The following is a 21,700-nucleotide window of genomic DNA, read 5'->3' as shown; positions in this document are numbered from 1 at the left end:
TGAGTGCTGGTGACTTGTGGTCGCCGTATCGATGCGCTTGCTGACCATTGATGGAATGGAAGCCAGAATGCGAACAGGAGTATGCAAGTGAGTAACTACGAGCCTGCGGGTCAAAGCCGACTTACACCCAGTTCCACTGTGCCGAGCAATACGCCGGTGCCTCGACAGCGGCCCGGTGTGGTCATTTTTCTGCACGGGGTCAATGATCCTGGCGCCAGTTATGCCTCGGTTGAGACAGGGCTATGTCAGGGTTTGAACGAACGACTGGATCGTGACGACCTGAGGGCGGGACGTTATGGCGCGGATTACTGGGTGGCAAAAGCCAAGCCCAAGTTTTTGCATACAGAGGATGACATCGCCGCTCTTGATGATCCAGATACACACCTCTACCGCCGCAAGGATGGCCAAGCCAAGAGCGTATTGATTCCATTTTACTGGGGTTACCGGGCAGCCGATGGTGAGATCCAGCGCGATGCCAATGGCGATCCTGCCAAGGTCCGCACCCAATATCAGGACAAGTTCGGCAACCGGCTGGACCGGAGCTTCGGGAAGGGCGGTGGCTTCTTCGCAAATGCGACCAACAACCTGCGCGAGATGTATGGCAAGGGTTTCGACATGTTCGTCAGGCACGCGGCCAATACCCAGCTGCCAAACAGTCAGTTCATGGGCGAGTGCCCGCATCGCCGCTATTTCGTGCTGGCTGCCGAAAGACTGGCCAACATGATCAGCACCATCAGGAGTGTCTATCCCTCCGAAACCATCACCATCATGGGACACAGCCAGGGCACATTGATCACCTTGCTTGCCCAGGCGATGTTGGCCGATCGTGGGCAACGCTGCGCTGATTGCGTGATCATGGTGGCCAGTCCCTATTCGTTGCATGCCAAAGTCACACCGAAGGGCGGCGATACCTTGGGTGACTTTCTACGCATCATCGAGACGATCACAGCCGAGCCCTATGCCTTGCCAACCCTGGATGACCTTTGTGTTGGCCAACCCAAGTCCGGCGGTCGCGCAGGCCCACGATGGAGCGCGTTGAATGGGCATCGCATTGGCATCGATGGTCGCTCGGCGGCGTTCCCTGAGCGCGATAACCGCGGCAAGGTGTACCTGTATTTCAGCCCCGATGATGCCACGGTCGGCTTGGCGCAGGTGGTTGGGATCGGCACCTTCGGTGTTCCCGACCTGGTTGAAGGGCGCAGCGCGATGGAAAGGCTGCGTGAGAAGCGCTTTTACCAGCGTTTGTGGACCAAGCGCCACCGTGAGGGACAGCCGGTGTGGGTTGGTACTGAACCCGGTCGCCAGTTGCTACGCGCCAAAGGTGAGCCGCGCTATGCCAGTGGTGGCTGGTCTGCGAAGAACATCGCTGCCGCCGAGCCAATGAGTGAGGACGAGAGTCTGTGGATCAATGGGGAAGCGTTGATGCCCATGCACGCACCGAAGATGTTTGGTGGCGAAGCGGTCAAAGGAAGCCCGAGCACGCTTGGTAAAGATCGTGGAGATGATGTCACGCAGAATATTTCGCTGGGCAAGGTAAAGGCTGATTTTCCATGGCTACCGTTGCCAGACGCCTATGCCGGGATGAAAGAAGATGCAGCTCTGGCAAAATTCAACAGCGGGGCTGCTGATGAGAATGGTCAGACGCGTGCTGTGCGCAAGGGCCCAAGGGGCAAGTCGCTTGAACGGGAGATGACCCCTGACGAGGCCAGAGCGTGGATGCGGACTGCGGACTCGGAGCTGGAGGACAACAGCTATCACTCCGGCGTGCTGCGCGATTCAGAGAACCATCGTTGGGTGACTGCAATGGATGTGGCAATTGGTCAGGGCCATATTTTGGATGATAAGGATTGGCGTGCGCTGCTGACGCTGATGGGGGATTGGAGGATGGAACAGGCGAAAATCGATGCCATGAAAGAGAATCCAAAGTGGAGTGAGTTGAGTGAAGCCACGTGGAAGCTCATCGAGGCCTGTGGTCGTTACTACAACTCCGGTGAGTTTCCAAGATCCTCGCTCGTCAATCTGCGGAAGCCTCCGCAGATGGTGAGCGGCGGGAACTTCAATGAGAACCCATCATGAGCGGCCTCGGTACGATTCGCCCACGCTTGGCGCCTTATTGCTGGGCAGTGATCGTGCTTGGACTTGTCTGGACCTTGCTGATAGTTGCAATGGGTACAACGATGGACCTTGATGCCTCAGTGAACGACATGGAGATGGGCCACATGCGCAGCGCAATTGTTTTCGGAGTCACCGGTATTGCCTCGCTGGTTGCGCTGGTCTTTGCAGGACACTGGGGCTACAAGGCGCTTTCACGTAAATCGGATGTCGTACCTGTTGCAATGACGGAAGCTGCGGTGGTTGAAGATCCGACGAGCAGCCCGACCTGGTCGTTGGAGTTGCGCGGTGTTGGTATCGCCCCAGGCGCGAATCACCAGACCTCTGTATGGAAGAAAGTCCGGGTGCCGGGACAAGATGGCTTTACCTCTATCTACTCGCAGGACCCCAATGACTATCCTGATTCTGCAGATAGCAGGGAAGTCAACGCAGGCCTCAGGACCGGCGCAGCCTTCAAGTATGCCGCTACCGATTCTGTGGCGTATTGGCCAATTCCCGTCTTTGCGGTGGAGCCTCCAATTCGTGAAATCCGAAAATCCACACGCGCGGCGGGCCTGATTAGCGAAGGCAGGTTTGGCGGATCGCTCGGGGTGACATTGTTTCTGTGGCAGCAGGATGCCAATACCACCCATGCGCAGGCGACAATCGAACAGTCGTTTGCGCTCTTCGATGATAGCCCCGAGCTTCCAATGGCGTTGATCGCCGCGCGTGACGGTGATGTAACTCGGCGCAGATATGCTCCTCTGGGTACGCCACGCATGAGTGACGAACGTTTCGTTCCCGTGGTGGAGGACACAACGGCGGTCTTGTTGCTTGCGCGCGGCGATCGCGTGGAGCGCTACCTGCGTCCGTTTGCCCCGGACTATCCGGAAAACAACCAAGACAGCCGTACCGACCTTGGCAAGCTCTGGTCGTTGTTCTTTAAAACCCGAACCAGAGCAATGGATCAATACGAGGAAGTAGCACGCAATGCAGGCGCACGAGACGCCAGTTCTCCGGGCGTTACGCCTACCAGCTTCTGGCAGGCCGTTCTGCCCGAGCTATGGAACACAACCGACAACCGCGGGCCGGGTGACTTCAAACCTACCCCGTGGCTGCCGATTCGCTGGGCGAAGCATCAAGTAGATGAGTTCGATCGAGCTCCCCACCTGGGTCATCTGCACCGGCCCATCAAGGTTCCATTGCGCGATGCCGAGGGGAAGCCTCTGAAGCAGGCGCTGCAAACGCTGGCGATGCTCGAAGGCTGGAAGCAGGCGCTCGCTACATTGCCGGAAGGTAGCGTGCCGGCCCGGGTGTTTTACGACAGTCATGATGGCACGGCACTGGGCGTGGCCCTGAACAACGCCTTGCATACATTGAATGCCGATGGCCATGGATTGGAACTAGGCAATGTGGATGAGGGCTTCGACATTGGCCGCCGCATCGCCGATGTCGGTTTGACCAGCCCGCTGGTGCAGATCGGGTTGAGCGCGATTGCCAGCTATCACGAGGGCGGGGTCAGCGCGGTGGTGTATGCCGGTGCCGATGGCAGCGCCACCATTCAGATGGTGCGGCCACCCAGTGCTGAAGAGAAAGCCAAGAACAACCCGCCCGGCGTCAACCACGACCCCTTCATGCGAAAGGTACGCGGCAGATGAAATCGCCGATTTGCCTGGGTGATGCCACCAGCAGTGGAGGCAAGGTCACCGAGTGCCAGTTTGCGGGTACTCATACCGTGAATGGCAGGCCAATAGCCGTGCTTGGGGATAGCGCGACGTGCCCCCTGCATCGTGGGAGCTTCCGATTTGTTGAAGGAGACCCAGCGCGAACGATGCGGGGAAAGCCCGTGGTGTTTGAAGGTCATAAACTTGCCTGCGGCTGCCATGCCATCGCCGGTGCGGCTGTCACCATCAGAGCGGATTGAAGAAGCGCGCTGTACCCTGCTGCTCGTGGTGGGGGCAGTCGGGGTAGGCGCTCAAAGGTGGCGGTAGGCGAACAACACCGGTTGTCCAATCAGCTCGCCGATTGCAGCGGAAAAGCGGTCGCGGTCAAGGTCGCCACCATTGTCGAACTGCATGAAGTTCCAGCCGACGCCAAGGCCGCAGCTCCAGTCCAGGTCCAGGATGTGATATCTGCGGCCATCATCGGGATTGGTCCAGGTGGCATGGATGTCTTCGTAGGCAGCGCCGATGAAATCGACGTAGGAGCCAAAAGGATCCAATTCTTCAAGCTCGGCGTCATCGCCGGGGACGCAAGGTGCAGTGGTGTTTTCGCCAGCTGTTACAAAGGGTGGCTGATCTTCAGGTGTTGTGAATAAAGTTACGGCGGCGCGCCTGCTCTCGATCTCATAGTCGCGCTCTTCATAGAACGCACGCATTCCCGGGCCTATCCGGTAGCGGGGGCTGGCCCAGTTACACCACTTGTGTTCGCTGAACTTCCATGCATCGCCCAGGGGTACGGCATGGGCCTGCAGAGCTTGCACTGCATCTTCGATCGACCAGTGTGGGGATGTCGGGATGGTCGCGGGAATATGACCTGCGGCCATATGTGTGCGCAGTACATCCTCTGCCGATTTCCATGTTCTATCGTAGAGGTACATTGCTCCGGGAATGCCCGCGAATGCCATGCTCAGATCGGTCAGCATGCATCCAGGGATGTCCTGGCCCGAAGCCGGCAGAAGCATTTGTTTTTCAAGCATCAATCTTTCCAGTTGCCGCCAGTCCGGAGCAGGCAGATGAGGATGCTTGGGCAGCAGGAACCAGTGATGTTCGGACATGGATTTTGGCCGGAGGAGTGGTTGGCAACGGTACAAGATCGCGCAGCCTTCATGCAGGTTTACTTGTATATGGGCTGCGTGCAAGCAGCGCGATATATCAGGCTGCCGGCGTTCTTCAAATTTTTGGGTTTGCTCGGATGCTCTTGAAGCCCATCCGTCGCGCGATGAAGTCATCGCGGCGGCGCCACTGATGGTGGAACGCGGCGGATCCATGCAGGCTTGCCAGTACAACCAGTACCCATGCGCCATACACGTGCACATACCAGGCGATGGCGCGACCGGTCTCGCCAGCGGGTGGCACAAATAGCGCGGGAAGGTCGAGTCCTGCGAGCAGGCTCCTGTCAGCGCCTATCCATATCCAGATCACGTAGCCGCTGATGGGTAGCGCGAACGCCAGTGCGTAGAGCGATGCATGCACACACAGCCGGATCCAGCGAATCCAGCGTGATTCTTCATTGCCGCAGCGGGGAGTTGGCAATAGCAGGCGCAGGCACAGACGCAAAGTCATCAGGCACAGGATCAGCAGGCCCAGTTTGAAGTGAACTGCAAGCACGGCATCGCCCTGCTCGCGACTGAGCCAATGCTCCGCCGCAAAGCCGAGTAGCAGCTGCGCTACCAGCAGCGCTGCAAGCAGCCAGTGCAGCAGGCGCAATACCAGCGGATAGCGGTCAGTGGGGCGGGCGTTCATTTCGCGCAGCCTGGGTAGCCGGGTATGTTCTGGCCCAGCACGATGTCGCGACGAACCTGCCAGCCTGCGGCAGTACGTTGTGGTGTCACAATGCCACTGCCGCCGCGGCCTTGGTCTGCCTTGCGCACAGCCGCCGCTGTGAGATTTGGATCGTCACGGAACAGCACATCGTCGATGTAGTACGTCGCGCAGCCCCGCTCGATGACATACAGATGGATGTGTTGTGGCATTCGCGTGCCCGGGTAGCTGCCTGGGCGCACGCTGGAGAAGCCATAGTTGCCGTCGGCATCGGTTTTGGCCCAGGCACGTAGCCTGCCGTGACGGCGAATGGCGATATCGGGATCGTTGCCCTCGCCGGGATAGAGTCCATCGCGATTGGTCTGGTGTGCATAGATGACCACTCCGGCGCGCGGCTGGCCCGATGCATCGGTCACCCGGCCGCTGAGCTGCAGGCGTTCACCGGGTTCGGTGTCAGGAGCGAGCTGCGCTATGGTTGGAGCGGCGGCAGGAGCGCCAATCAAGGGCACTTCGCAGTCTTCGCAGGGCAGACCGACAATCGGTGTGGGGCTGCCCAAGGCGCAGCCGCTGAGAAGCAGCAGCGCGCTGAGGTATGTGGCGGACATGTTGCGGATGATGTGTGGGGCGGGGCATGGCATGGGCGTTCTCCGGCATGGTTGCCTTCATCAGGAGTGCCATGGGCCATGCGCCGTTAACCGGTGCTGCTGTGTTAACACTTTTGCCTGGGTTGTCCTCTTCACTCCCATTGCCATCGCTCCTACGGAACATGAAGCCCGCCATTCCGCCCATGGACATTGCCAGGCAGGTACAGGAAGCCCGGCGGGGATCGCAGGCGGCCTATAGCTGGTTGTACCGCCGCTTCGCGCCCTTGGTGCACGCCATCCATCTCGGGAAGAGCGCGCGTGCACGCGTGGATGACCTGACCCAGGAAACCTTCGTGATCGCGTTCTCGAGGTTGCATCAGCTGCGCGAGGCAGAGCGCTTCGGGCCGTGGATAGCAGTGATCGCGCGCAGGACGTGGTCGCCTGATGGCGTTGAAGCCATCGATATCGCTGCTTGCGAGGAGCCGGTGTGGGCCGGTGCAGGGCCGGAGGCGATGGCTGAGGCGGGAGAGGTGTTGCAGGCGATCCGCAGGCTGCCCGAGGCCTACCGTGAAACCCTGTTGCTGCGTCTGGTCGAGGGTCTCAGTGGACCGGAGATCGCGGATTTGACTGGACTGAGCCCGGATTCGGTGCGGGTGAATCTTCATCGCGGTATGACCCGGCTGCGCAGTGCGCTGGGTGTCGCCGCTCGGCAGGAGGATGACAATGAAGCCTGAGCAGCCTGATCCGCTATGGGATCCACAGCTCCCCGCTGACAGCGAGCTCGCACGCTTGCAGGCGCTGCTGGGTAAGTACCGACATGTGCAGCGGCAGGATATTCGATGGGATGTTGCGTCGGTGCCTGCGCCGCGCCGCTGGCACCGTTTTGCGCTTGCTGCCGCCGCCGTATTGGTGGGTGTCACTGTTGCCGGAGCTGCATGGTTACCGTGGCGGCTGCAGTGGAACGAGAACAGGCAATGGGCAATCCAGAGCACTGCCGAGGCAGTGCCGGTAACCCTGCAGGTAGACCGGATACTGGCGACTTCGTCGCGGGAGACTGCAACGCTGCAGGTGGCACGTATCGGCCGCATGGAGGTGTTGCCGGGAACCCGGGTCCGGCTGGCAGAGACGCGCAGCGGACACCATCGCGTTGAATTGCTGGAAGGGCGACTGCGGGCTCGGATATGGGCACCGCCGGGATATTTCGGGGTAAGCACCGGCAATGGCGAAACGGTTGATCTTGGCTGCGCGTTCGAGCTGCATCGTAGCCAGCACGGCGAGGGGGATATCCAGGTCCGCAGTGGCTGGGTGATGTATCGGGTCAACGGCCAGGAGACGCTTGTGCCGGAAGGCTACCGTCTGCAGTTCAACCAGCAACGTGGCGGTATTCCACTTGCAGTTACGAGCAGTACGGAGCTGCGGGCGACGGTCGAGCAGTTGGATCTGGCACTGGCCGAAGGCCGTCGTGTTCCAGTGTTGGAGCAGGCGTTGGCGGAGCAGGCAGCAGCCGGAGATCGTTTCACTTTGCTTAGTCTGTTGACCCGGTATCCAGCGCTGGCGTCCGGACCGCTGTATCTGCGGCTGTCCGCCATGTTTGGCGAACCCCAGATCGATCAGGAGCATCGCCAAGCCTGGCAGCAGGGTAGCGTGCATGCCATGAATCTATGGTGGGAGCGGATTCCGCGGCCGGCCAAGGCGTGGTGGCTCAACTGGCGGGATGCTTTCGGCTGAGGCGTAGGACGATTGGCTTGCTGTCAAAGCCACTGACGTGACCTTCGGCCGATCCCCGTTGCGGCTGTAATCCACTACGCTCACGGGCTGTGTCGCGCTTGTTGCGCGGCCTTTCCCTGTTTGGCCGGAGATGTCCATGTCGTTTTCCAAGCTCGTCCCGTTGTCCCTGACGGTTGCAATCGCTGCCTCGCTCGCTGCCTGTGGCAAGACCGAAGCTCCCGCCGCGCCGGCTGCTGAAGCCCAGGCTGCATTCGACCAATCGCAGCTCAAGACCCAGCTGATCTCGCTCAACGCCGCCGATCTGGACCCGGCCGTGCAGGCCTGTGCCGACCTCAATGGTTTCGTCAACAGCAAGTGGCTCAAGGCCAATCCGGTGCCGGGCGACCAGACCACCTGGGGCAGCTTCGAGATCCTGCGTGAGCGCTCGTTGGAAGTGCAGCACGCGCTGGTGCAGCAGGCTGCCGCTGGCAAGGCTGCCGCCGGTTCCAACGAAGCCAAGATCGGCGACATCTGGAAGACCGGCTCGGACGAGGCGGCCATCGAGGCCGCTGGCATCAAGCCGCTGCAGCCGGAACTGGACAAGATCGCCGCGCTGAACGACACCGCCGCCATCACCGGTTACCTGCGTGATGCCTATGCGCAGGGCAATGGCTTCCTGTTCTCGCTGTACGCCAGCCCGGACTTCAAGGACTCGGCCAACGTCATCGCCTATGTCGGCCAGAGCGGTCTCGGCCTGCCGGAGAAGGGTTACTACTTCGACGAGTCGCAGGCCAAGATCCGTGAGGCCTATGTGGCCTACATCGAGCAGCTGTTGACCCTGTCCGGCGTCGACGCCGCGCAGGCCAAGCAGCAGGCCAAGGCGGTGATGGATTTCGAAACCCGCCTGGCCAAGGCCTCGCTGTCGCGCATCGAACTGCGTGACCCGGCCAAGCGCTACAACCCGGTCAGCGCTGCCGATGCCGACAAGCAGACCCCGAACTTCAGCTGGACCGCGCTGTTCGACACGCTGCAGATCCCGGCCAAGGACAAGTTCTCGCTGGCCCAGCCGGGCTTCTTCAACGAACTGAACACCATGCTGGCCGACGTGCCGGCTGCCACTTGGCAGGCCTACCTGCGCTTCCACACCGTAGACAACGCCGCACCGTACCTGAGCAAGCACTTCGAGCAGGCCAACTTCGACTTCTTCAGCAAGACCCTGCGCGGCCAGCAGGAAATGCAGCCGCGCTGGAAGCGCGTGCTGGATTCGGTGAATGGCTCGATGGGTGAAGCACTGGGCCAGCTGTACGTGGACGCGGTGTTCCCGGCCGAATCCAAGGTGGCCATGCAGCACCTGGTGGAGAACCTGTCGGTCGCGCTGAAGGCGCGCCTGGAAGGCCTGCCGTGGATGGGCGAAGACACCAAGAAGAAGGCGCTGGAGAAGTGGGCCAGCTTCACCCCAAAGATCGGTTACCCGGACAAGTGGCGTGATTTCTCCGGTCTGACCACCAATAGCGACAGCTACCTGGGCAATATGCAGGCCGCGCAGGCGTTCAACTACCGCTACATGCTGGCAAAGATCGGCAAGCCGGTGGACAAGACCGAGTGGGGCATGACCCCGCAGACCGTCAACGCCTACTACAACGCGACCAAGAACGAGATCGTGTTCCCGGCCGCCATCCTGCAGCCGCCGTTCTTCGATGCCAAGGCCGATCCGGCGCTGAACTACGGCGGCATCGGTGCGGTCATCGGTCACGAAATGATGCATGGCTACGACGACTCGGGCAGCCAGTTCGCCGCCAACGGCAACTTCGACAACTGGTGGACCGATGCTGATCGCACTGCGTTCAACGGTCGCACCGACCAGCTGGTTGCACAGTTCGATGGCTACGAGTCGCTGCCGGGCGTGAACGTCAAGGGCAAGCTGACCCTGGGCGAGAACATCGGTGACCTTGGTGGCCTGACCGTTGCCTATGACGCGCTGCAGATGGCGCTGAAGGACGACGCGAAGGTCAATGTGCCGGTTGATGGCTATACCCAGGACCAGCGTTTCTTCATGAACTGGGCCACCGTGTGGCGCCGCAACTTCACCGATGGCGAACTGCGCGTGCGTCTGAACACCGATCCGCACGCACCGGCAAACTTCCGTGCCAATGGCGCGCCGTCGAACATGCCGTCGTATGCCGCCGCGTTCCAGTGCAAGGCCGGCGATGCGATGGTGCGTGCCGACGACAAGCGGGTTGTGATCTGGTGATTGCGGTTGTTTGATCGCGATCTGTGAATGAAGAAGGCCCGGCAATGCCGGGCCTTCTTTTTGGCTGATCACATTGACGGCGAGCTGCCTGCTTTTTGTAGGAGCGGCGTAAGCCGCGAAGCAGAGACACCATCAGATCGCACGTTTGCCAGCAGCTTCAGCAACATCAGCTTCGCGGCTTACGCCGCTCCTACAAAATCCTGTCCTACGCGAGCGCGCCCAGCAGCTTCTGTGCGATGGCCCGCTCCTCATCGCGCAGCGTCAGCACGCGCACGCCGGTTTCCGTAACCTCGACGGTATGCTCGCACTGCGCCGACAACTTTCCATCGCGTGTGGTCACGGTCCAGCCATCGTCGTGGTTGTCGATCGCCGCGCGGCCTTGGTTGATCATCGGCTCGATGGTGAAGGTCATGCCGGCCTGCAGTTCCAGCCCGGCGCCTCGATGCCCGTAATGCAGCACATTCGGCTCTTCGTGCATTTCGCGGCCAATACCGTGGCCGCAGTACTCCTTCACCACCGAATAGCCTGCATCCTTGGCGTGGCGGTTGATCGCAAAGCCGATGTCGCCCAGGGTCGCGCCGGGGCGTACCGTGGCGATTCCTTTCCACATGGCCTCGTTGGTGACGCGCACCAGGCGTTTGGCTTGATGGCTGACATCGCCGATCAGGAACATGCGGCTGGAGTCGGCGATGTAGCCGTTCTTCTCCAGGGTGATGTCCAGGTTGACGATGCTGCCGCTGCGGAGAATGTCTTTCGATGACGGCACGCCATGACAGACAACAGTGTCGATGGAACTGTTGAGGACATAGGCAAAGCCATACTGGCCTTTGCTGGCAGGGCGCGCCTGCAAACGGTCGACGATGAAACGCTCGACCCAGTCGTTTACCTGCAGCGTGCTCATGCCCTCCAGCGGCAGCTGGTTCAGTGCTTCGAATACCGACGCCAGCAGACGTCCGGATTCGGCCATCAATGTCAGTTCATGCGGCTGCTTGATCATGCTTCCGCCACCCGCATGCTTGCGGGGCTTACCCCGGCGGCGGCGAGTTCGCGGGCGACCAGTTCCTGGAAACTCAGCTGTGGGTTCAGTTCGCAGAGCATGCCGATCCTGATCCAGAACCCGGCCTGGGCATTGATGGAGCGGCCAGATACGGTGCTGGCCTTGCGCAGGTTGTCGTGCAGTTCGTCGTCGATGTTGACGATGCCCATCGGTCGCTCCATTGATTGAATATATGATCCATATACGAATCATATTATTCCTGCGCTGAACGGAGCACAAGAAAGGCCTGGCGGTGGCACCTGGCAGGCAGAGGAGTTGGGTAGTCGGCGGGCTGGCTGTAAAGGCCTGGCCTGCCGCGCTGGCCCGCCGCCAGTAGAAGCTGGGGGGCGTTCAGGTTTTCTGTCAGGGCCGGGGTTGGAATGAGGCGGGGTGGTCGCTATAATCGCCGGCTTACCGCGCCATCCTGGCGACTGGGCAACATAGGAAAACACCACCATGGTCAAGATTCGACTGACCCGCGGCGGCGCCAAGAAGCGTCCGTTCTACCACATCATCGTTTCCGACGTCCGTAGCGCCCGCGACGGCCGCAACATCGAGCGCGTCGGTTACTACAACCCGGTTGCACAGGGTGGCGAGCAGCGCGTTGTGCTGGATATCGCTGCTTGCGACAAGTGGATCGCCAATGGCGCCCAGATGACCGACAAGGTTCGCAACCTGTACAAGGAAGCGTCCAAGTCCCAGGCCGCTGCGGCCTGATCCTGCGGGCTGCGCGCAAGCGGGCCCCGACTGCTATATGAAGAAAGATATCGAGCGCCGGATCCTGCTGGGCAGGGTTGCCGGCGTTTTTGGTGTGCGCGGTGAACTGAAGCTTGAGTCCTGGACCGAGCCACGTTCCGCCATTTTCAAATACCAGCCCTGGATTCTGCGTACCTCTGCGGGGCAGGAATCCGAGCTGACCGGTGTGCGTGGCCGTGATTCGGGCAAAACCCTGGTGGCGACCTTCCCGGGCGTGACTGACCGCGATGTGGCCGAGTCCATGATCGGGACCGAGATCTACATCGCTCGTAGCGCCTTGCCGCCGCCGAGCGCGGATGAGTATTACTGGGTCGATCTGGAAGGCCTGGACGTGCAGACCGTCGAAGGCGTCAAGCTGGGTATTGCCTCGCACCTGTTCAGTACCGGCTCCAACGACGTACTGGTAACCCGCGGCGACCGTGAGCGGATGATTCCGTTCGTGATGGGCGACTTCGTCAAATCCGTGGATTTCGAGGCCAACCTGATCGTGGTCGACTGGGACCCGGAGTTCTAAAGCCTGTGCGTGTAGACGTCATCAGCCTGTTCCCTGAATTCCTCGCTCAATCGGCCGCGCTGGGCGTGGTCGGTCGCGCGCAGGAGCGGGGCCTGCTGGAACTGCATGGCTGGAACCCGCGCGACTATGCCGAAGGCAATTACCGCCGCGTGGACGACCGTCCATTCGGTGGCGGCCCGGGCATGGTGATGCTGATCGAGCCTTTGCGAGCGGCTTTGGCTGCTGCGCGTGAGGCAGATCCGACGCCGGCACCGGTGATCTACCTGAGCCCGCAGGGGCGACCGCTGGACCAGGCCAAGGTGCGCGAGCTGGCGGCCTTGCCGCGGATGATCCTGCTCTGTGGGCGCTATGAAGGCGTGGACGAGCGCTTCCTGGCGGGCGAGGTGGACGAGGAGATTTCCATCGGCGATTACGTGCTGTCCGGCGGTGAGCTGGGTGCGGCGGTGATCATCGACGCGGTTACCCGTCTGCAGGAGGGCGCCTTGAACGATGCCGAGTCGGCCGTACAGGACAGTTTTGAAGGCGATGGACTGCTGGACTGCCCGCACTACAGCCATCCGGCCAGCCACGCGCTGGGGGATGTGCCGGACGTGCTGCGTTCCGGCAATCACGCCGCCATTGCCGCCTGGCGCCGCCAGCAATCGTTGCTGCGCACGTCATTGCGGCGCCCGGACCTGCTGGACGAGGCCGGCCTGAACAAGACCGACCGCAAGTTGCTGGCCGAGGGCCGGCAGGCGCTTGCAGATTCGTTCAAACAAGCTACTGGCGCCGAGGGCGAACAGTAAGTTAGAATTACGAGTTCCCGTCGGCTGAATGGCTTGACGAGGAGCCAGAACAATAACGTGCAGCGCAATTCGGCGACTGTATGAGCCTAAGCTGTCGATACCGACACGCCCACCCCGAACAATCGGTGTAACCCAATGAGCAAGCTGAACAAGTCCATCGTCGCGGAATTCGAATCCGCCCAGATCACCCGCGAACTGCCGAAGTTCAGCCAGGGCGACACCGTCGTGGTGAACGTGAAGGTCAAGGAAGGCAACCGTGAGCGCGTGCAGGCATACGAAGGCGTCGTCATCGGCACCAAGAATGCTGGCCTGAACTCCGCTTTCACCGTGCGCAAGATCTCGCACGGCTACGGCGTCGAGCGCGTTTTCCAGACCCACAGCGCCATCATCGACTCGGTCGAAGTGAAGCGTCGCGGTAAGGTTCGCGCCGGTAAGCTGTACTACCTGCGTGGCCTGGAAGGCAAGGCTGCCCGCATCAAGGAAGATCTGGCTGCTGCCCAGCAGGCCAAGGCTGCTCGCCTGGCTGCCAAGGCTGCCGGCTGATAGTCCCGCCAACAGGTTCTGCCTGTTTGCAACAACGGCCACCTTCGGGTGGCCGTTTGCGTTTGTGGGGTTGGGTGGAGGCCGGAAAGGCTTTGAAGCGTAGAAGCTCAGAAGCGTAGAAGCTCAGAAGCTCAGAAGCGTAGAAGCTCAGAAGCGTAGAAGCGTAGAAGCTCCCCTCATCCGCCCTTCGGGCACCTTCTCCCGCAAGCGGGAGAAGGGACTGCTGGCATTGTTGTGTTCTGATGTATTGCTTGCGCTCCGGCTTGCGCTCCGGCTTGCGCTCCGGCTTGCGCTCCGGCTTGCGCTCCGGCTTGCGCTCCGGCTTGCGCTCCGGCTTGCGCTCCGGCTTGCGCTCTGCGCGGCCAACTATCAGCTGGTAGGAAACTTGGCCTTCCCTTCTCCCGCCTGCGGGAGAAGGTGCCCGGAGGGCGGATGAGGGGGCTTTGATTCTTGCTTTGGCTTGTAGCTCTGCCGCCGCTCAGCGGAAATGCGCCTCGATCTGCTCCAGCGTCTTGCCCTTGGTCTCCGGCAGCCAGAACGCCGCAATCAGGAAGAACGCAAACGTACACGCTGCCCAGAACAGGAACATGCTGGCGTAGCCGTAATGGCCAACCGTCGGCAAGAACACCGCCGCGATCGTGGTCGACACGAACTGGTTGATCAGCAGCGCAATGCTCATGCCGTTCGATCGAATCCGGTTTGGCATCAACTCCGACAAGGCCAGCCACACGCATACACCCGGGCCCACCGCGAAGAACGCTACGAATACCAGGATGCAGGCCGCCACCGCCCAACCATGCGAAGCCGGCGGCACCGCGCCGATCCAGGCCTGTTCGATACGCAACGGCGCATTGGCAGCGGCGCTCGGGTCGGGGAAGGGATTCAGGTGCAGGCTGCGGAAGAAACGCCCAATCACGCTGTCGGCATGTACGGTGCTGGAGCGCTCGATCAACAGCTGCTGATCGCTGGGATTGTCGCTACGCAGTGAACGTACATCGCTGAAACCGCCGTAGCTCCACGACACGGTCAGCTGCGAAGGTTGCCCATCGCGATTGCGGGTGCCGGCCAGCTGATGCCATTGCGCCGCATCCAGTTGCAACTGCAGGCCATCGGCCTGCACCGCATGCTGCAACACCTGCTGCACATCGGCGCGGCCCTGTTCGGCTTTGAAGAACAGCATCGCTGCAGCCAACAGGGCAAGACAGATGCCGCCACTGCCGATCATCAGCAGGAACTTGCGCCCTTTGCGATCGACCAGAAACAAGGCGACCAAGGTCATGATCACGTTGAGAAGCTTGATCGCCACATCCGCGCCGTTCGCAGCTGCACCTGGCAGACCAGCTTGATTGAGGATGTTGACCGCGTAGGCGAGGATCGAGTTGATGCCGGTAGCCTGGGTGAAGGCAAGCACCAGGCAAGCCAGCACGAACGGCACCATGTAGCGGCGACTGAACAGCCGGTCGCGCTCGCCTTCGGCCTTGGCGATGACTGGATTCTGGATCTGCGCCAGCGTGGCTTCCACCTGCGACGGCGGCAGCGTTGCCTGCAAGCCGCGGCGTGCGGCGTCGATGCGGCCGCGGCGTGCCAGCCAGCGCGGTGACTCATTGAGCCAGAACAGGCCGATGCAGAACACCACGCCCGGCAACAGGCAGGTCCAGAAGATCGTGCGCCAGGCCTGGTCCTTCACTGCGAACAGATGCTGTGCCTGCTGCACCAGGGGCAGGATGCGCACCGACTCGGTTGCTGCATCCACCGAATGCGCCTGGTACAGGCCAATCAAGGCGGCCAGCACCAGCCCAACCGTCAGCAGCAGCTGGAACATCGCTGCGCCGCGACCGCGCCGTTCCGGTCCCAGCACTTCGGCCAGATACAGCGGCACCACCACGCCGATCAGACCGCCGCTGATGCCTTGCAGCAGGCGCCCGAGCAGCAGTGGCGTATAGCCGGAGGCCAACGCCATGATCGGGATGCTGGCGGTGAACAGCACGCCGGCCAGCAGCATCGCGCCACGGCGGCCGATCAGGTCGGCGATCATGCCGGCGAACAGCGACGACAACACGCTGCCCAACAAGACGGCCGCAACCACGAAGCCTATCTGCTGGCTGCTGAGCTGCCAGGCATGGCTGGCGGTGGCTTCCAGATAGGGCAGGGCGCCGGCAATGATGCCGATGTCGATGCCGTACAGCAGGCCACCAAGACCGGCGATGAAAAGGAGATAGCGCACGGGCCAACGCGGCGCGGCGTCGCTGGCGGGCACGGCAAAAGTGGTGTCTGTCATCGGCGCGTTCCTGGGGCAAGATTTTGTAGTGCCGAGCCATGCTCGGCTGCACTTCGTTCCGGTGTATGCGCTGCCGGATCGCGCCGCGCATCCGCGCGGTTTGCCGAGCATGGCCCGGCACTACGTGGAGCGGATCAGCTTGGGTCGATCGGGTTGCCGGCTATCCATACCTGTTGCAACTTCAATTGCGGGTCCAGCACCACCATGTCCGCGCGCAGGCCCGGGGCGATGCGGCCGCGGTCTTCCAGGCCGAGGTAGTCGGCTTGGATGGTGGAAACACGTTGTGAGGCGTCGGCAAGTTCGAGGCCGACATCGACCAGATTGCGCAACGCCTGATCCATGGTCAGTGCGCTGCCGGCCAGCGAGCCGGTTGAAAGCCGCACGCAGCCCATGCACTTGTGCACGCGCTGCTCGCCCAGCGCGTATTCGCCATCGGGCATGCCGGTGGCGGCGGTGGCATCGGTGACGGCATATAGGCGCGGGATCGCGCGTACCGCCATGCGGATGGCACCGCGATGCACGTGCTGCAGGTCGGGAATCAGTTCGGCGTATTCGGCATGCGCCAAGGCGGCGGCAGCGATACCGGGCTTGTAGTGGTCAACGCCGGTCATGCCGTTGAACAGATGGGTAAAGCCGACCGCGCCCGCCTGCAATGCGGCAACCGCATCGTCGTACGTGCCGGCGCTATGGCCGATCTGCACGCGGATGCCCATCGCTGCCAGCGCTGGAATCAAGGCGGTGTGCTGGCCGATTTCCGGCGCGATCGTCAGCACCTTGATCGGGGCCAGGGCATGCAGGTGCTGCACCGATTCCAACGTTGCTTCCAGCGTGCGCGGGGGCTGTGCGCCCAAACGCTGGGGGCTGATGAAGGGGCCTTCAAGATGCACGCCGATGATCTGCGCGGCATCCGCATCCGGTGTTGCCATCACCTGCGCCACACCGCGCAGTGCGTTCTCGATCTCCGCGTACTCGGCGGTCATGGTGGTGCCGAGCAGGGTGGTGGTGCCGTAGCGCGCATGGGTGTGGGCGATGCGGCGGGCGACATCGCCGCCCTGCATCAGGTCCACGCCCGCTGCGCCATGCACGTGCAGGTCGATGAAGCCGGGCAGGATGATCGGCAGATCGCCGCCATCGCCCGCATGGTCTTCTACTTCCAACGTGCGCAGTTGCTGGTCGAAGTGGACGTGGCCGCGGCGCCAGCCCAGCGGGGTGAGGATGCGGCCGTACAGGCTTTGGGTATCGGTCATAGCGGTGGCTCGGCGGTGATCACTTCGATGCCCTGGCGCTGCAGTCCCTCGCGGGTGGCATCGTCGATGCCGGTATCGGTGATGATGGCGTGGATCTGGTCGAGGCGGGCGATGCGGTGCAGGCTGACGCGGCCGAATTTCGAAGCGTCGGTGAGCACCACGATGCGGCGGGCGCGCTCGACCATGCGGTGATTGAGGCGGGCTTCCGCTTCATCATGGGTGGTCAGGCCGAACTGCAGGTCCAGACCATCCACGCCGAGAAACAAGGTGTCGAAGCTGTAGGAGGTGAGGCTGGCTTCGGCCTGGCTGCCCTGCAGCGACAGCGATTGCTTGCGCAGCAGGCCGCCGGTCAGCAGCACATTGACCGCCGGTGCATTGGCCAGCTCCCAGGCGATGTTCAAGCCGTTGGTCATCACCGTGACATCGCGGTGATCGCGCAGATGCCGGGCCAGGGTCATGGTGGTGGAGCCGGAGTCGATGATGATGTTGTCGCCGGGTTGCACCAGCTGCGCGGCGCACATGCCGATGGATTCCTTCAGCGACAGGTTCAGCGCATCTTTCTCGTGGATGTCCTGTTCCTGCGGCGGCATGCGTACCAGCGTCGCGCCACCGTGGGTGCGCGTGGCCAGGCCCTGGGCCTCGAAGTGGCCCAGGTCGGTACGGATGGTCACCGCCGACACGCCGAACTGGTCAACCAGTTCGGCAACCTGCACCGAGCCCTGGTCGATCAGGCGTTGCAGGATCTGCTGTCGGCGGGGACGGGTATTGCGCATGGTCAGCTCTCTTGTGCGTTTGAAAGCGAAGATTAACCGTTCGCAAGGTTTTGGGTGCGCAAACTTTCGCTTTGCTTGCGCGTACCTGCCTGATTGGCGCTGCAGGCGCGCGCGTATTCGCCCAGGCACTGGCCGACGCGATGCTGCACCAGAGCGGCTGGCGTGGCGGCCAACTGGCCCTCGCGCACGGCCACGTACTGGCCCGGCAGGTATTGGCTGAGCAGTACCAGCGGCGGGGTGTGCTTTTCGAGGTTGGCGAACAAGGTCTGCACCGCCTGCAGCAGCTCCGGCTCGCCCCAGTAGTAGCGGCAGCGGTCACTGAAGGCGTAGGCGCGCAGCAGGCGCAGCGTGGCTTCGTCGCCGTGGTAATGCGCCTGCCAGTTCTTCGGCTTGGCCAGCATCACCTGTTCCAGTACCTGCGGCAGCTTGGAGCACTGTGCGGCGGGCAGCAGTTCGGCTTCGATCGCGGCGAGTGCGAACAGCGCTTCGCGGTAGGCGAAGGTCGCCGCCGGGCCAACCTTGAGGATGGCGAAGTGATCGCGCACCAATGCATGCAGGCCGGATTCGCGCTGATAGTCAGTGGAGTGTGCTTCGAACACGATGCGCGGCTGCTGCTCGAGGAAATCCGCCAGCTCGCTGGCAGCGGCGGCGTCGTACTCGTGCACGCTGCTGTGGTCGAAGTCCACGCCCGGCTGCACCACCATTGCAATCACGCGCTGCCAGGCATCGCGCAGTTCCGGTGTGTCGAAGGCCTGCTGATGGATGGCCAGGGTCTGCGCGGCAGCGGCCGGCGTGGTTACGGCCAGGCCGCCTGCCAGCGAGGCTTCGCCACCGGGGATCGGCACTTCGGTACCGATCACATAGACCGGCGGCGGCAGGCCATTGGCCTTGGCGGTGGCTTCGGCAATCACTGCGAGCTCGGCCGAACGTGCGGCGACGGTAGCATCGGGTAACGGGGTCGGGTCATCGGCGCAGGACATGCTGCAGTCCAGATGGATCTTGTGGAAACCGGCGGCGACATAGGCTTGGATCAGCACGCGTGCATTGGCCATCGCCTCGGCGGCCGGCTGCTTCTGCCAGGCGTTTGGACCGAGGTGATCGCCGCCCAGGATCAGCTGCGCGCGCGGGAATCCTTCTTCATCGGCCAGTGCTTCCACATAGGCGCGGTACTGCGGCGGGGTCATGCCGGTGTAACCGCCGAACTGGTCGACCTGGTTGGAGGTGGCTTCGATCAACAGCACGGTGCCGTGCTGCGCGGCCACATGCATTGCAGCGCGCAACACCTGTTCGTTGCTGCAGCAGACGCTGTACAGGCCGACGTTGTGGCCTTGGCGATGAGAGGCAAGCAGGGATTGCAGCGGTGACATGGTCAAGCTCCGGGAATCAGGTAAGCGGGTTGGCAGGCGAGCAGGGCGGCACCACGGGCACCGCCGGCATCGCCGAAGCGCGGTGGCACGATGGGCGGCACTTCCACGCCGTTGAACAGATGTGCGGCGATGGCCGCGGGCAGTTGCTGGTAGAGCGGCGCGTACTGCGACAGGCCGCCACCGAGCACGATGACGTGCGGGTCCAGCGCGAGAATCAGCGCGGCGAAACTGTGGCCGAGCAGGTCGCGGTGGATGTCCAGCGTCTGCATGGCGCGGATATCGCCAGCTTCGGCCTGGGCGATGACTTCGCTGGCGTTGACTGCATTGCCGCCAAGATGGCGTTCGATCATGGCCACGCCGCTGCCGGAGACATAGCGCTCCAGGCAGCCGCGCAGGCCGCAGCCACAATCCAGCAGCGGCAAACCATGCCGTTGCAGCAGGTTGGCTGGCACGCTCCAGTGGCCCCATTCGCCGGCCAGGCCGTTGAAGCCGCCGACCAGCTTGCCGTGCAGGCAGTAACCACCGCCGGCACCGGTGCCGAGGATGGCGCCGAACATGCTGGCGTAACCATCCGCCGCGCCGCCGTGTGCTTCGGACAAGGCGAAGCATTGCAGGTCGTTGCCGAAATGCAGCGGCCGTTGCAGGCGTGCCTGCAGGTCGGCGCTGACGCATTGGCCGGTCAGTGCCGGTACGTTGGCACTGAGCTGGCGGCCACTGCGACGCTCGCGCACGCCGGGCAGGGCGATGCCGATGGCTTCGGCGCGTTGGCCGAGTTCGGCATCGGCATCTGCAACCAGCGCTTCCACCGCCTGCAGGAAACCGTTGTAGTCGCCCTGTGGGGTGGCGATACGTTTGCGCCACGCGACCTGCAGGGCGGCATCGCAGGCCACCAGTTCAATCTTGGTACCGCCGATGTCGATGCCGTAACAGGCCGGGGCGCGGGTATCAGCCATGGTGGATGGTGACGCCCTTGACCACGCGGTTGACGGTGCCGTCCGGGAACGGATTGTCCGGCGTCAGGCCGAGTGCGGCCGAGCGCTGCAGTGCGTACAGCTGGGCGAACGGCAGCCACACCGGCGCCAACCAGCTGTCAGGCAGGGCAGGCACGGGCAAGGTGTAGTCGTCGTGGATGCCAAGGTCCGAATGCGGGCCGATCGACAGCACCTTGCCGGCAACGCCATCACCGCGCAGTTCTTCCAGCAGATCCTGCTCGTAGCGGCGCGACAGCGGCTCGGCGCTACGCAGCACGACGACCAGGGTTTCATCATTGAGCGTGGACTTGGGACCGTGGCGGAAACCCAACGGGGTATTGGCCAGTGCCAGCACGCGGCCGGCAGTGAGCTCCAATACCTTCAGCGCAGCCTCGCGGGCCAGCGCTTCCAGCGGACCACTGGCCAGGTAGATAACGCGGTTGTACGGCTGCGCAGCCAGTGCGGCGACTGCTGCATCCCAGTTGGCCAAGCCCTGGCGCGCGAGTGCGGCAACCTGCTGCAGGCGCTGCACGCGCTCGGCCCACGGCGCGCTGTCGAACACGGTCAGTGCGGTCAGCAGCATGCAGCTCAGGCTGCTGGTCATGGCGAAGGCGCGGTCGCAACTGGCGGCCGGCATCAGCAGCGTGCAGGTGTCGTCACGACCGGCGCCACGACGGGCCAGTTCGCCTTCGGCATTGCAGGTGATGTCGAGGAAGCGGGCATCGTCGACGTCGGCGCGGACGCGGTCGACGGCGGCCACGCTTTCCGGGCTGGAACCGCTGCGGCCGAACGACACCAGCAGGGTCGGGCGGTCGCGCTGCAGGTACAGCGCCGGGTGGGTGAGCAGGCTGGTGGTGTGCACGGCGCGCACTTCGGCCGGCCACTGCGCGTTGATGGTGTCGGCCACCATTTCGGCGATGAATCCGGAACTGCCGGCGCCGGTGAAGATCACCCGTTGCCGCGGATCGGACAGGCGTTGGCCGAGGAAAGCCTGCAGGCGCGTGCTGGCCTGTTGCAGATCGAGGGCAAGGGTTTCCCACAGCGCGGGCTGCTGGGCGATTTCGGTAGCGGTATCGGCTCCGCCCAGGCGCTGCCAGGCGGTCAGATCGTGAAGCAGGGTGGCATCCATGTGTGATTCCTGATTGGCCAGCGCACCATCTTTCTTTTCTTTCGAAATGTCAAATACCGAAAGCAAAACGAAAGAAATAATTTGATTCGGCTTTGTTCCCTTGAGAATTGTCCGAAGCGAAAGGTTTCCCGGGAAACCCTTTCGCAGCAATGAATACGCTCAGCTTCATGATGTGAAAGTTGCTGC

Annotated in this window: 21 protein-coding genes; 10 read left to right on the top strand and 11 right to left on the bottom strand. The window is 62.5% G+C overall.

The window, feature by feature from the left end:
* Positions 1-87: 87 nt before the first annotated feature.
* The 3 genes from ACVOLL_RS12700 to ACVOLL_RS12690 are packed head-to-tail and all read left to right on the top strand — an operon-like array spanning position 88 to position 4,015.
* The gene (locus ACVOLL_RS12700) at positions 88-2,076 is read left to right on the top strand and encodes a T6SS effector phospholipase Tle3 domain-containing protein (RefSeq protein ID WP_481513206.1); all 1,989 of its coding nucleotides are present in this window, start codon (positions 88-90) and stop codon (positions 2,074-2,076) included.
* The gene (locus ACVOLL_RS12695) at positions 2,073-3,749 is read left to right on the top strand and encodes a type VI lipase adapter Tla3 domain-containing protein (RefSeq protein ID WP_481513205.1); all 1,677 of its coding nucleotides are present in this window, start codon (positions 2,073-2,075) and stop codon (positions 3,747-3,749) included. The genes ACVOLL_RS12700 and ACVOLL_RS12695 overlap by 4 nt, the downstream gene beginning before the upstream one ends.
* Entirely contained in the window at positions 3,746-4,015 is a 270-nt protein-coding gene (locus tag ACVOLL_RS12690; RefSeq protein WP_481513204.1) for a PAAR domain-containing protein, read from the top strand. Before ACVOLL_RS12695 ends, ACVOLL_RS12690 begins: the two co-directional genes overlap by 4 nt.
* A 51-nt stretch (positions 4,016-4,066) precedes the next feature.
* Here the strand turns inward: ACVOLL_RS12690 and ACVOLL_RS12685 are convergent, their stop codons facing one another.
* From ACVOLL_RS12685 to ACVOLL_RS12675, 3 genes are all read right to left on the bottom strand, one after another.
* On the bottom strand, positions 4,067-4,867 hold the full coding sequence (locus ACVOLL_RS12685; RefSeq protein WP_481513203.1) for a hypothetical protein: 801 nt from the start codon (positions 4,865-4,867) through the stop codon (positions 4,067-4,069).
* A 115-nt stretch (positions 4,868-4,982) separates the two neighbouring features.
* Positions 4,983-5,555 (bottom strand): cytochrome b, encoded by a 573-nt coding sequence (locus ACVOLL_RS12680; protein ID WP_481513202.1) that lies wholly within the window; start codon positions 5,553-5,555, stop codon positions 4,983-4,985.
* Complete coding sequence (locus ACVOLL_RS12675; RefSeq protein ID WP_481513201.1) at positions 5,552-6,178, bottom strand: dioxygenase family protein; 627 nt, start codon at positions 6,176-6,178, stop codon at positions 5,552-5,554. Before ACVOLL_RS12675 ends, ACVOLL_RS12680 begins: the two co-directional genes overlap by 4 nt.
* Before the next feature lie 161 nt (positions 6,179-6,339).
* Here ACVOLL_RS12675 and ACVOLL_RS12670 point away from each other — a divergent pair, with 161 nt between their 5' ends.
* The 3 genes from ACVOLL_RS12670 (at position 6,340) to ACVOLL_RS12660 (ending at position 10,115) form a co-directional block, all read left to right on the top strand.
* Positions 6,340-6,891 carry an RNA polymerase sigma factor gene (locus ACVOLL_RS12670; protein ID WP_481513200.1) on the top strand — a complete coding sequence of 184 codons (552 nt, stop codon included), beginning with the start codon at positions 6,340-6,342 and terminating at the stop codon, positions 6,889-6,891.
* The gene (locus ACVOLL_RS12665) at positions 6,881-7,885 is read left to right on the top strand and encodes a hypothetical protein (RefSeq protein ID WP_481513199.1); all 1,005 of its coding nucleotides are present in this window, start codon (positions 6,881-6,883) and stop codon (positions 7,883-7,885) included. The genes ACVOLL_RS12670 and ACVOLL_RS12665 overlap by 11 nt, the downstream gene beginning before the upstream one ends.
* 136 nt (positions 7,886-8,021) lie before the next feature.
* A complete protein-coding gene (locus tag ACVOLL_RS12660; protein WP_481513198.1) occupies positions 8,022-10,115 on the top strand; it encodes a M13 family metallopeptidase in 2,094 nt (697 codons plus the stop codon).
* A 205-nt stretch (positions 10,116-10,320) separates the two neighbouring features.
* Here the strand turns inward: ACVOLL_RS12660 and map are convergent, their stop codons facing one another.
* On the bottom strand, positions 10,321-11,112 hold the full coding sequence (gene map / locus ACVOLL_RS12655) for a type I methionyl aminopeptidase (protein ID WP_481513197.1): 792 nt from the start codon (positions 11,110-11,112) through the stop codon (positions 10,321-10,323).
* A complete protein-coding gene (locus ACVOLL_RS12650) occupies positions 11,109-11,321 on the bottom strand; it encodes a ParD-like family protein (protein ID WP_303749276.1) in 213 nt (70 codons plus the stop codon). The genes map and ACVOLL_RS12650 overlap by 4 nt, the downstream gene beginning before the upstream one ends.
* Before the next feature lie 286 nt (positions 11,322-11,607).
* On the opposite strand from ACVOLL_RS12650, the gene rpsP reads away from it, so the two are divergent.
* The 4 genes from rpsP (at position 11,608) to rplS (ending at position 13,749) form a co-directional block, all read left to right on the top strand.
* Positions 11,608-11,868: a 30S ribosomal protein S16 gene (rpsP, locus tag ACVOLL_RS12645; RefSeq protein ID WP_282273428.1), complete on the top strand. Its 261-nt coding sequence runs from the start codon at positions 11,608-11,610 to the stop codon at positions 11,866-11,868.
* Positions 11,869-11,905: 37 nt separating this feature from the next.
* Positions 11,906-12,421 (top strand): ribosome maturation factor RimM, encoded by a 516-nt coding sequence (gene rimM, locus ACVOLL_RS12640; protein ID WP_481513196.1) that lies wholly within the window; start codon positions 11,906-11,908, stop codon positions 12,419-12,421.
* A gap of 5 nt (positions 12,422-12,426) precedes the next feature.
* On the top strand, positions 12,427-13,206 hold the full coding sequence (gene trmD, locus ACVOLL_RS12635; RefSeq protein WP_481513195.1) for a tRNA (guanosine(37)-N1)-methyltransferase TrmD: 780 nt from the start codon (positions 12,427-12,429) through the stop codon (positions 13,204-13,206).
* A gap of 135 nt (positions 13,207-13,341) precedes the next feature.
* Positions 13,342-13,749 carry a 50S ribosomal protein L19 gene (rplS, locus tag ACVOLL_RS12630; RefSeq protein WP_481513194.1) on the top strand — a complete coding sequence of 136 codons (408 nt, stop codon included), beginning with the start codon at positions 13,342-13,344 and terminating at the stop codon, positions 13,747-13,749.
* A 478-nt stretch (positions 13,750-14,227) separates the two neighbouring features.
* Here the strand turns inward: rplS and ACVOLL_RS12625 are convergent, their stop codons facing one another.
* The 6 genes from ACVOLL_RS12625 to ACVOLL_RS12600 form a co-directional block, all read right to left on the bottom strand.
* The gene (locus tag ACVOLL_RS12625; protein ID WP_481513193.1) at positions 14,228-16,027 is read right to left on the bottom strand and encodes an MFS transporter; all 1,800 of its coding nucleotides are present in this window, start codon (positions 16,025-16,027) and stop codon (positions 14,228-14,230) included.
* A 134-nt stretch (positions 16,028-16,161) separates the two neighbouring features.
* On the bottom strand, positions 16,162-17,274 hold the full coding sequence (nagA, locus tag ACVOLL_RS12620) for an N-acetylglucosamine-6-phosphate deacetylase (RefSeq protein ID WP_481513192.1): 1,113 nt from the start codon (positions 17,272-17,274) through the stop codon (positions 16,162-16,164).
* Entirely contained in the window at positions 17,271-18,047 is a 777-nt protein-coding gene (locus tag ACVOLL_RS12615) for a DeoR family transcriptional regulator (protein ID WP_481513191.1), read from the bottom strand. Before ACVOLL_RS12615 ends, nagA begins: the two co-directional genes overlap by 4 nt.
* Before the next feature lie 32 nt (positions 18,048-18,079).
* Positions 18,080-19,414, bottom strand: coding sequence for a D-tagatose-bisphosphate aldolase, class II, non-catalytic subunit (locus ACVOLL_RS12610; RefSeq protein ID WP_481513190.1), 1,335 nt, complete (start codon positions 19,412-19,414; stop codon positions 18,080-18,082).
* A gap of 2 nt (positions 19,415-19,416) precedes the next feature.
* Positions 19,417-20,367, bottom strand: a complete 951-nt coding sequence (locus ACVOLL_RS12605; protein ID WP_481513189.1) for an ROK family protein — start codon at positions 20,365-20,367, stop codon at positions 19,417-19,419.
* Positions 20,360-21,514 carry an SIS domain-containing protein gene (locus ACVOLL_RS12600; RefSeq protein WP_481513188.1) on the bottom strand — a complete coding sequence of 385 codons (1,155 nt, stop codon included), beginning with the start codon at positions 21,512-21,514 and terminating at the stop codon, positions 20,360-20,362. The genes ACVOLL_RS12605 and ACVOLL_RS12600 overlap by 8 nt, the downstream gene beginning before the upstream one ends.
* Between the last annotated feature and the right edge of the window lie 186 nt (positions 21,515-21,700).

This window comes from Stenotrophomonas sp. STEN035, from assembly GCF_056759935.1.
This window is presented reverse-complemented; position numbering and strand designations above follow the sequence as displayed.

Excerpts from the sequence above, each read along its gene's own strand:
- ACVOLL_RS12695 (WP_481513205.1), top strand. The coding sequence starts at position 2,073 with ATGAGCGGCCTCGGTACGATTCGCCCACGCTTGGCGCCTTATTGCTGG.
- ACVOLL_RS12690 (WP_481513204.1), top strand. The coding sequence starts at position 3,746 with ATGAAATCGCCGATTTGCCTGGGTGATGCCACCAGCAGTGGAGGCAAG.
- ACVOLL_RS12685 (WP_481513203.1), bottom strand. The coding sequence starts at position 4,867 with ATGTCCGAACATCACTGGTTCCTGCTGCCCAAGCATCCTCATCTGCCT.
- ACVOLL_RS12680 (WP_481513202.1), bottom strand. The coding sequence starts at position 5,555 with ATGAACGCCCGCCCCACTGACCGCTATCCGCTGGTATTGCGCCTGCTG.
- ACVOLL_RS12675 (WP_481513201.1), bottom strand. The coding sequence starts at position 6,178 with ATGTCCGCCACATACCTCAGCGCGCTGCTGCTTCTCAGCGGCTGCGCC.
- ACVOLL_RS12670 (WP_481513200.1), top strand. The coding sequence starts at position 6,340 with ATGAAGCCCGCCATTCCGCCCATGGACATTGCCAGGCAGGTACAGGAA.
- ACVOLL_RS12665 (WP_481513199.1), top strand. The coding sequence starts at position 6,881 with ATGAAGCCTGAGCAGCCTGATCCGCTATGGGATCCACAGCTCCCCGCT.
- ACVOLL_RS12660 (WP_481513198.1), top strand. The coding sequence starts at position 8,022 with ATGTCGTTTTCCAAGCTCGTCCCGTTGTCCCTGACGGTTGCAATCGCT.
- map (WP_481513197.1), bottom strand. The coding sequence starts at position 11,112 with ATGATCAAGCAGCCGCATGAACTGACATTGATGGCCGAATCCGGACGT.
- ACVOLL_RS12650 (WP_303749276.1), bottom strand. The coding sequence starts at position 11,321 with ATGGGCATCGTCAACATCGACGACGAACTGCACGACAACCTGCGCAAG.
- rpsP (WP_282273428.1), top strand. The coding sequence starts at position 11,608 with ATGGTCAAGATTCGACTGACCCGCGGCGGCGCCAAGAAGCGTCCGTTC.
- rimM (WP_481513196.1), top strand. The coding sequence starts at position 11,906 with ATGAAGAAAGATATCGAGCGCCGGATCCTGCTGGGCAGGGTTGCCGGC.
- rplS (WP_481513194.1), top strand. The coding sequence starts at position 13,342 with ATGAGCAAGCTGAACAAGTCCATCGTCGCGGAATTCGAATCCGCCCAG.
- ACVOLL_RS12625 (WP_481513193.1), bottom strand. The coding sequence starts at position 16,027 with ATGACAGACACCACTTTTGCCGTGCCCGCCAGCGACGCCGCGCCGCGT.
- nagA (WP_481513192.1), bottom strand. The coding sequence starts at position 17,274 with ATGACCGATACCCAAAGCCTGTACGGCCGCATCCTCACCCCGCTGGGC.
- ACVOLL_RS12615 (WP_481513191.1), bottom strand. The coding sequence starts at position 18,047 with ATGCGCAATACCCGTCCCCGCCGACAGCAGATCCTGCAACGCCTGATC.
- ACVOLL_RS12610 (WP_481513190.1), bottom strand. The coding sequence starts at position 19,414 with ATGTCACCGCTGCAATCCCTGCTTGCCTCTCATCGCCAAGGCCACAAC.
- ACVOLL_RS12605 (WP_481513189.1), bottom strand. The coding sequence starts at position 20,367 with ATGGCTGATACCCGCGCCCCGGCCTGTTACGGCATCGACATCGGCGGT.
- ACVOLL_RS12600 (WP_481513188.1), bottom strand. The coding sequence starts at position 21,514 with ATGGATGCCACCCTGCTTCACGATCTGACCGCCTGGCAGCGCCTGGGC.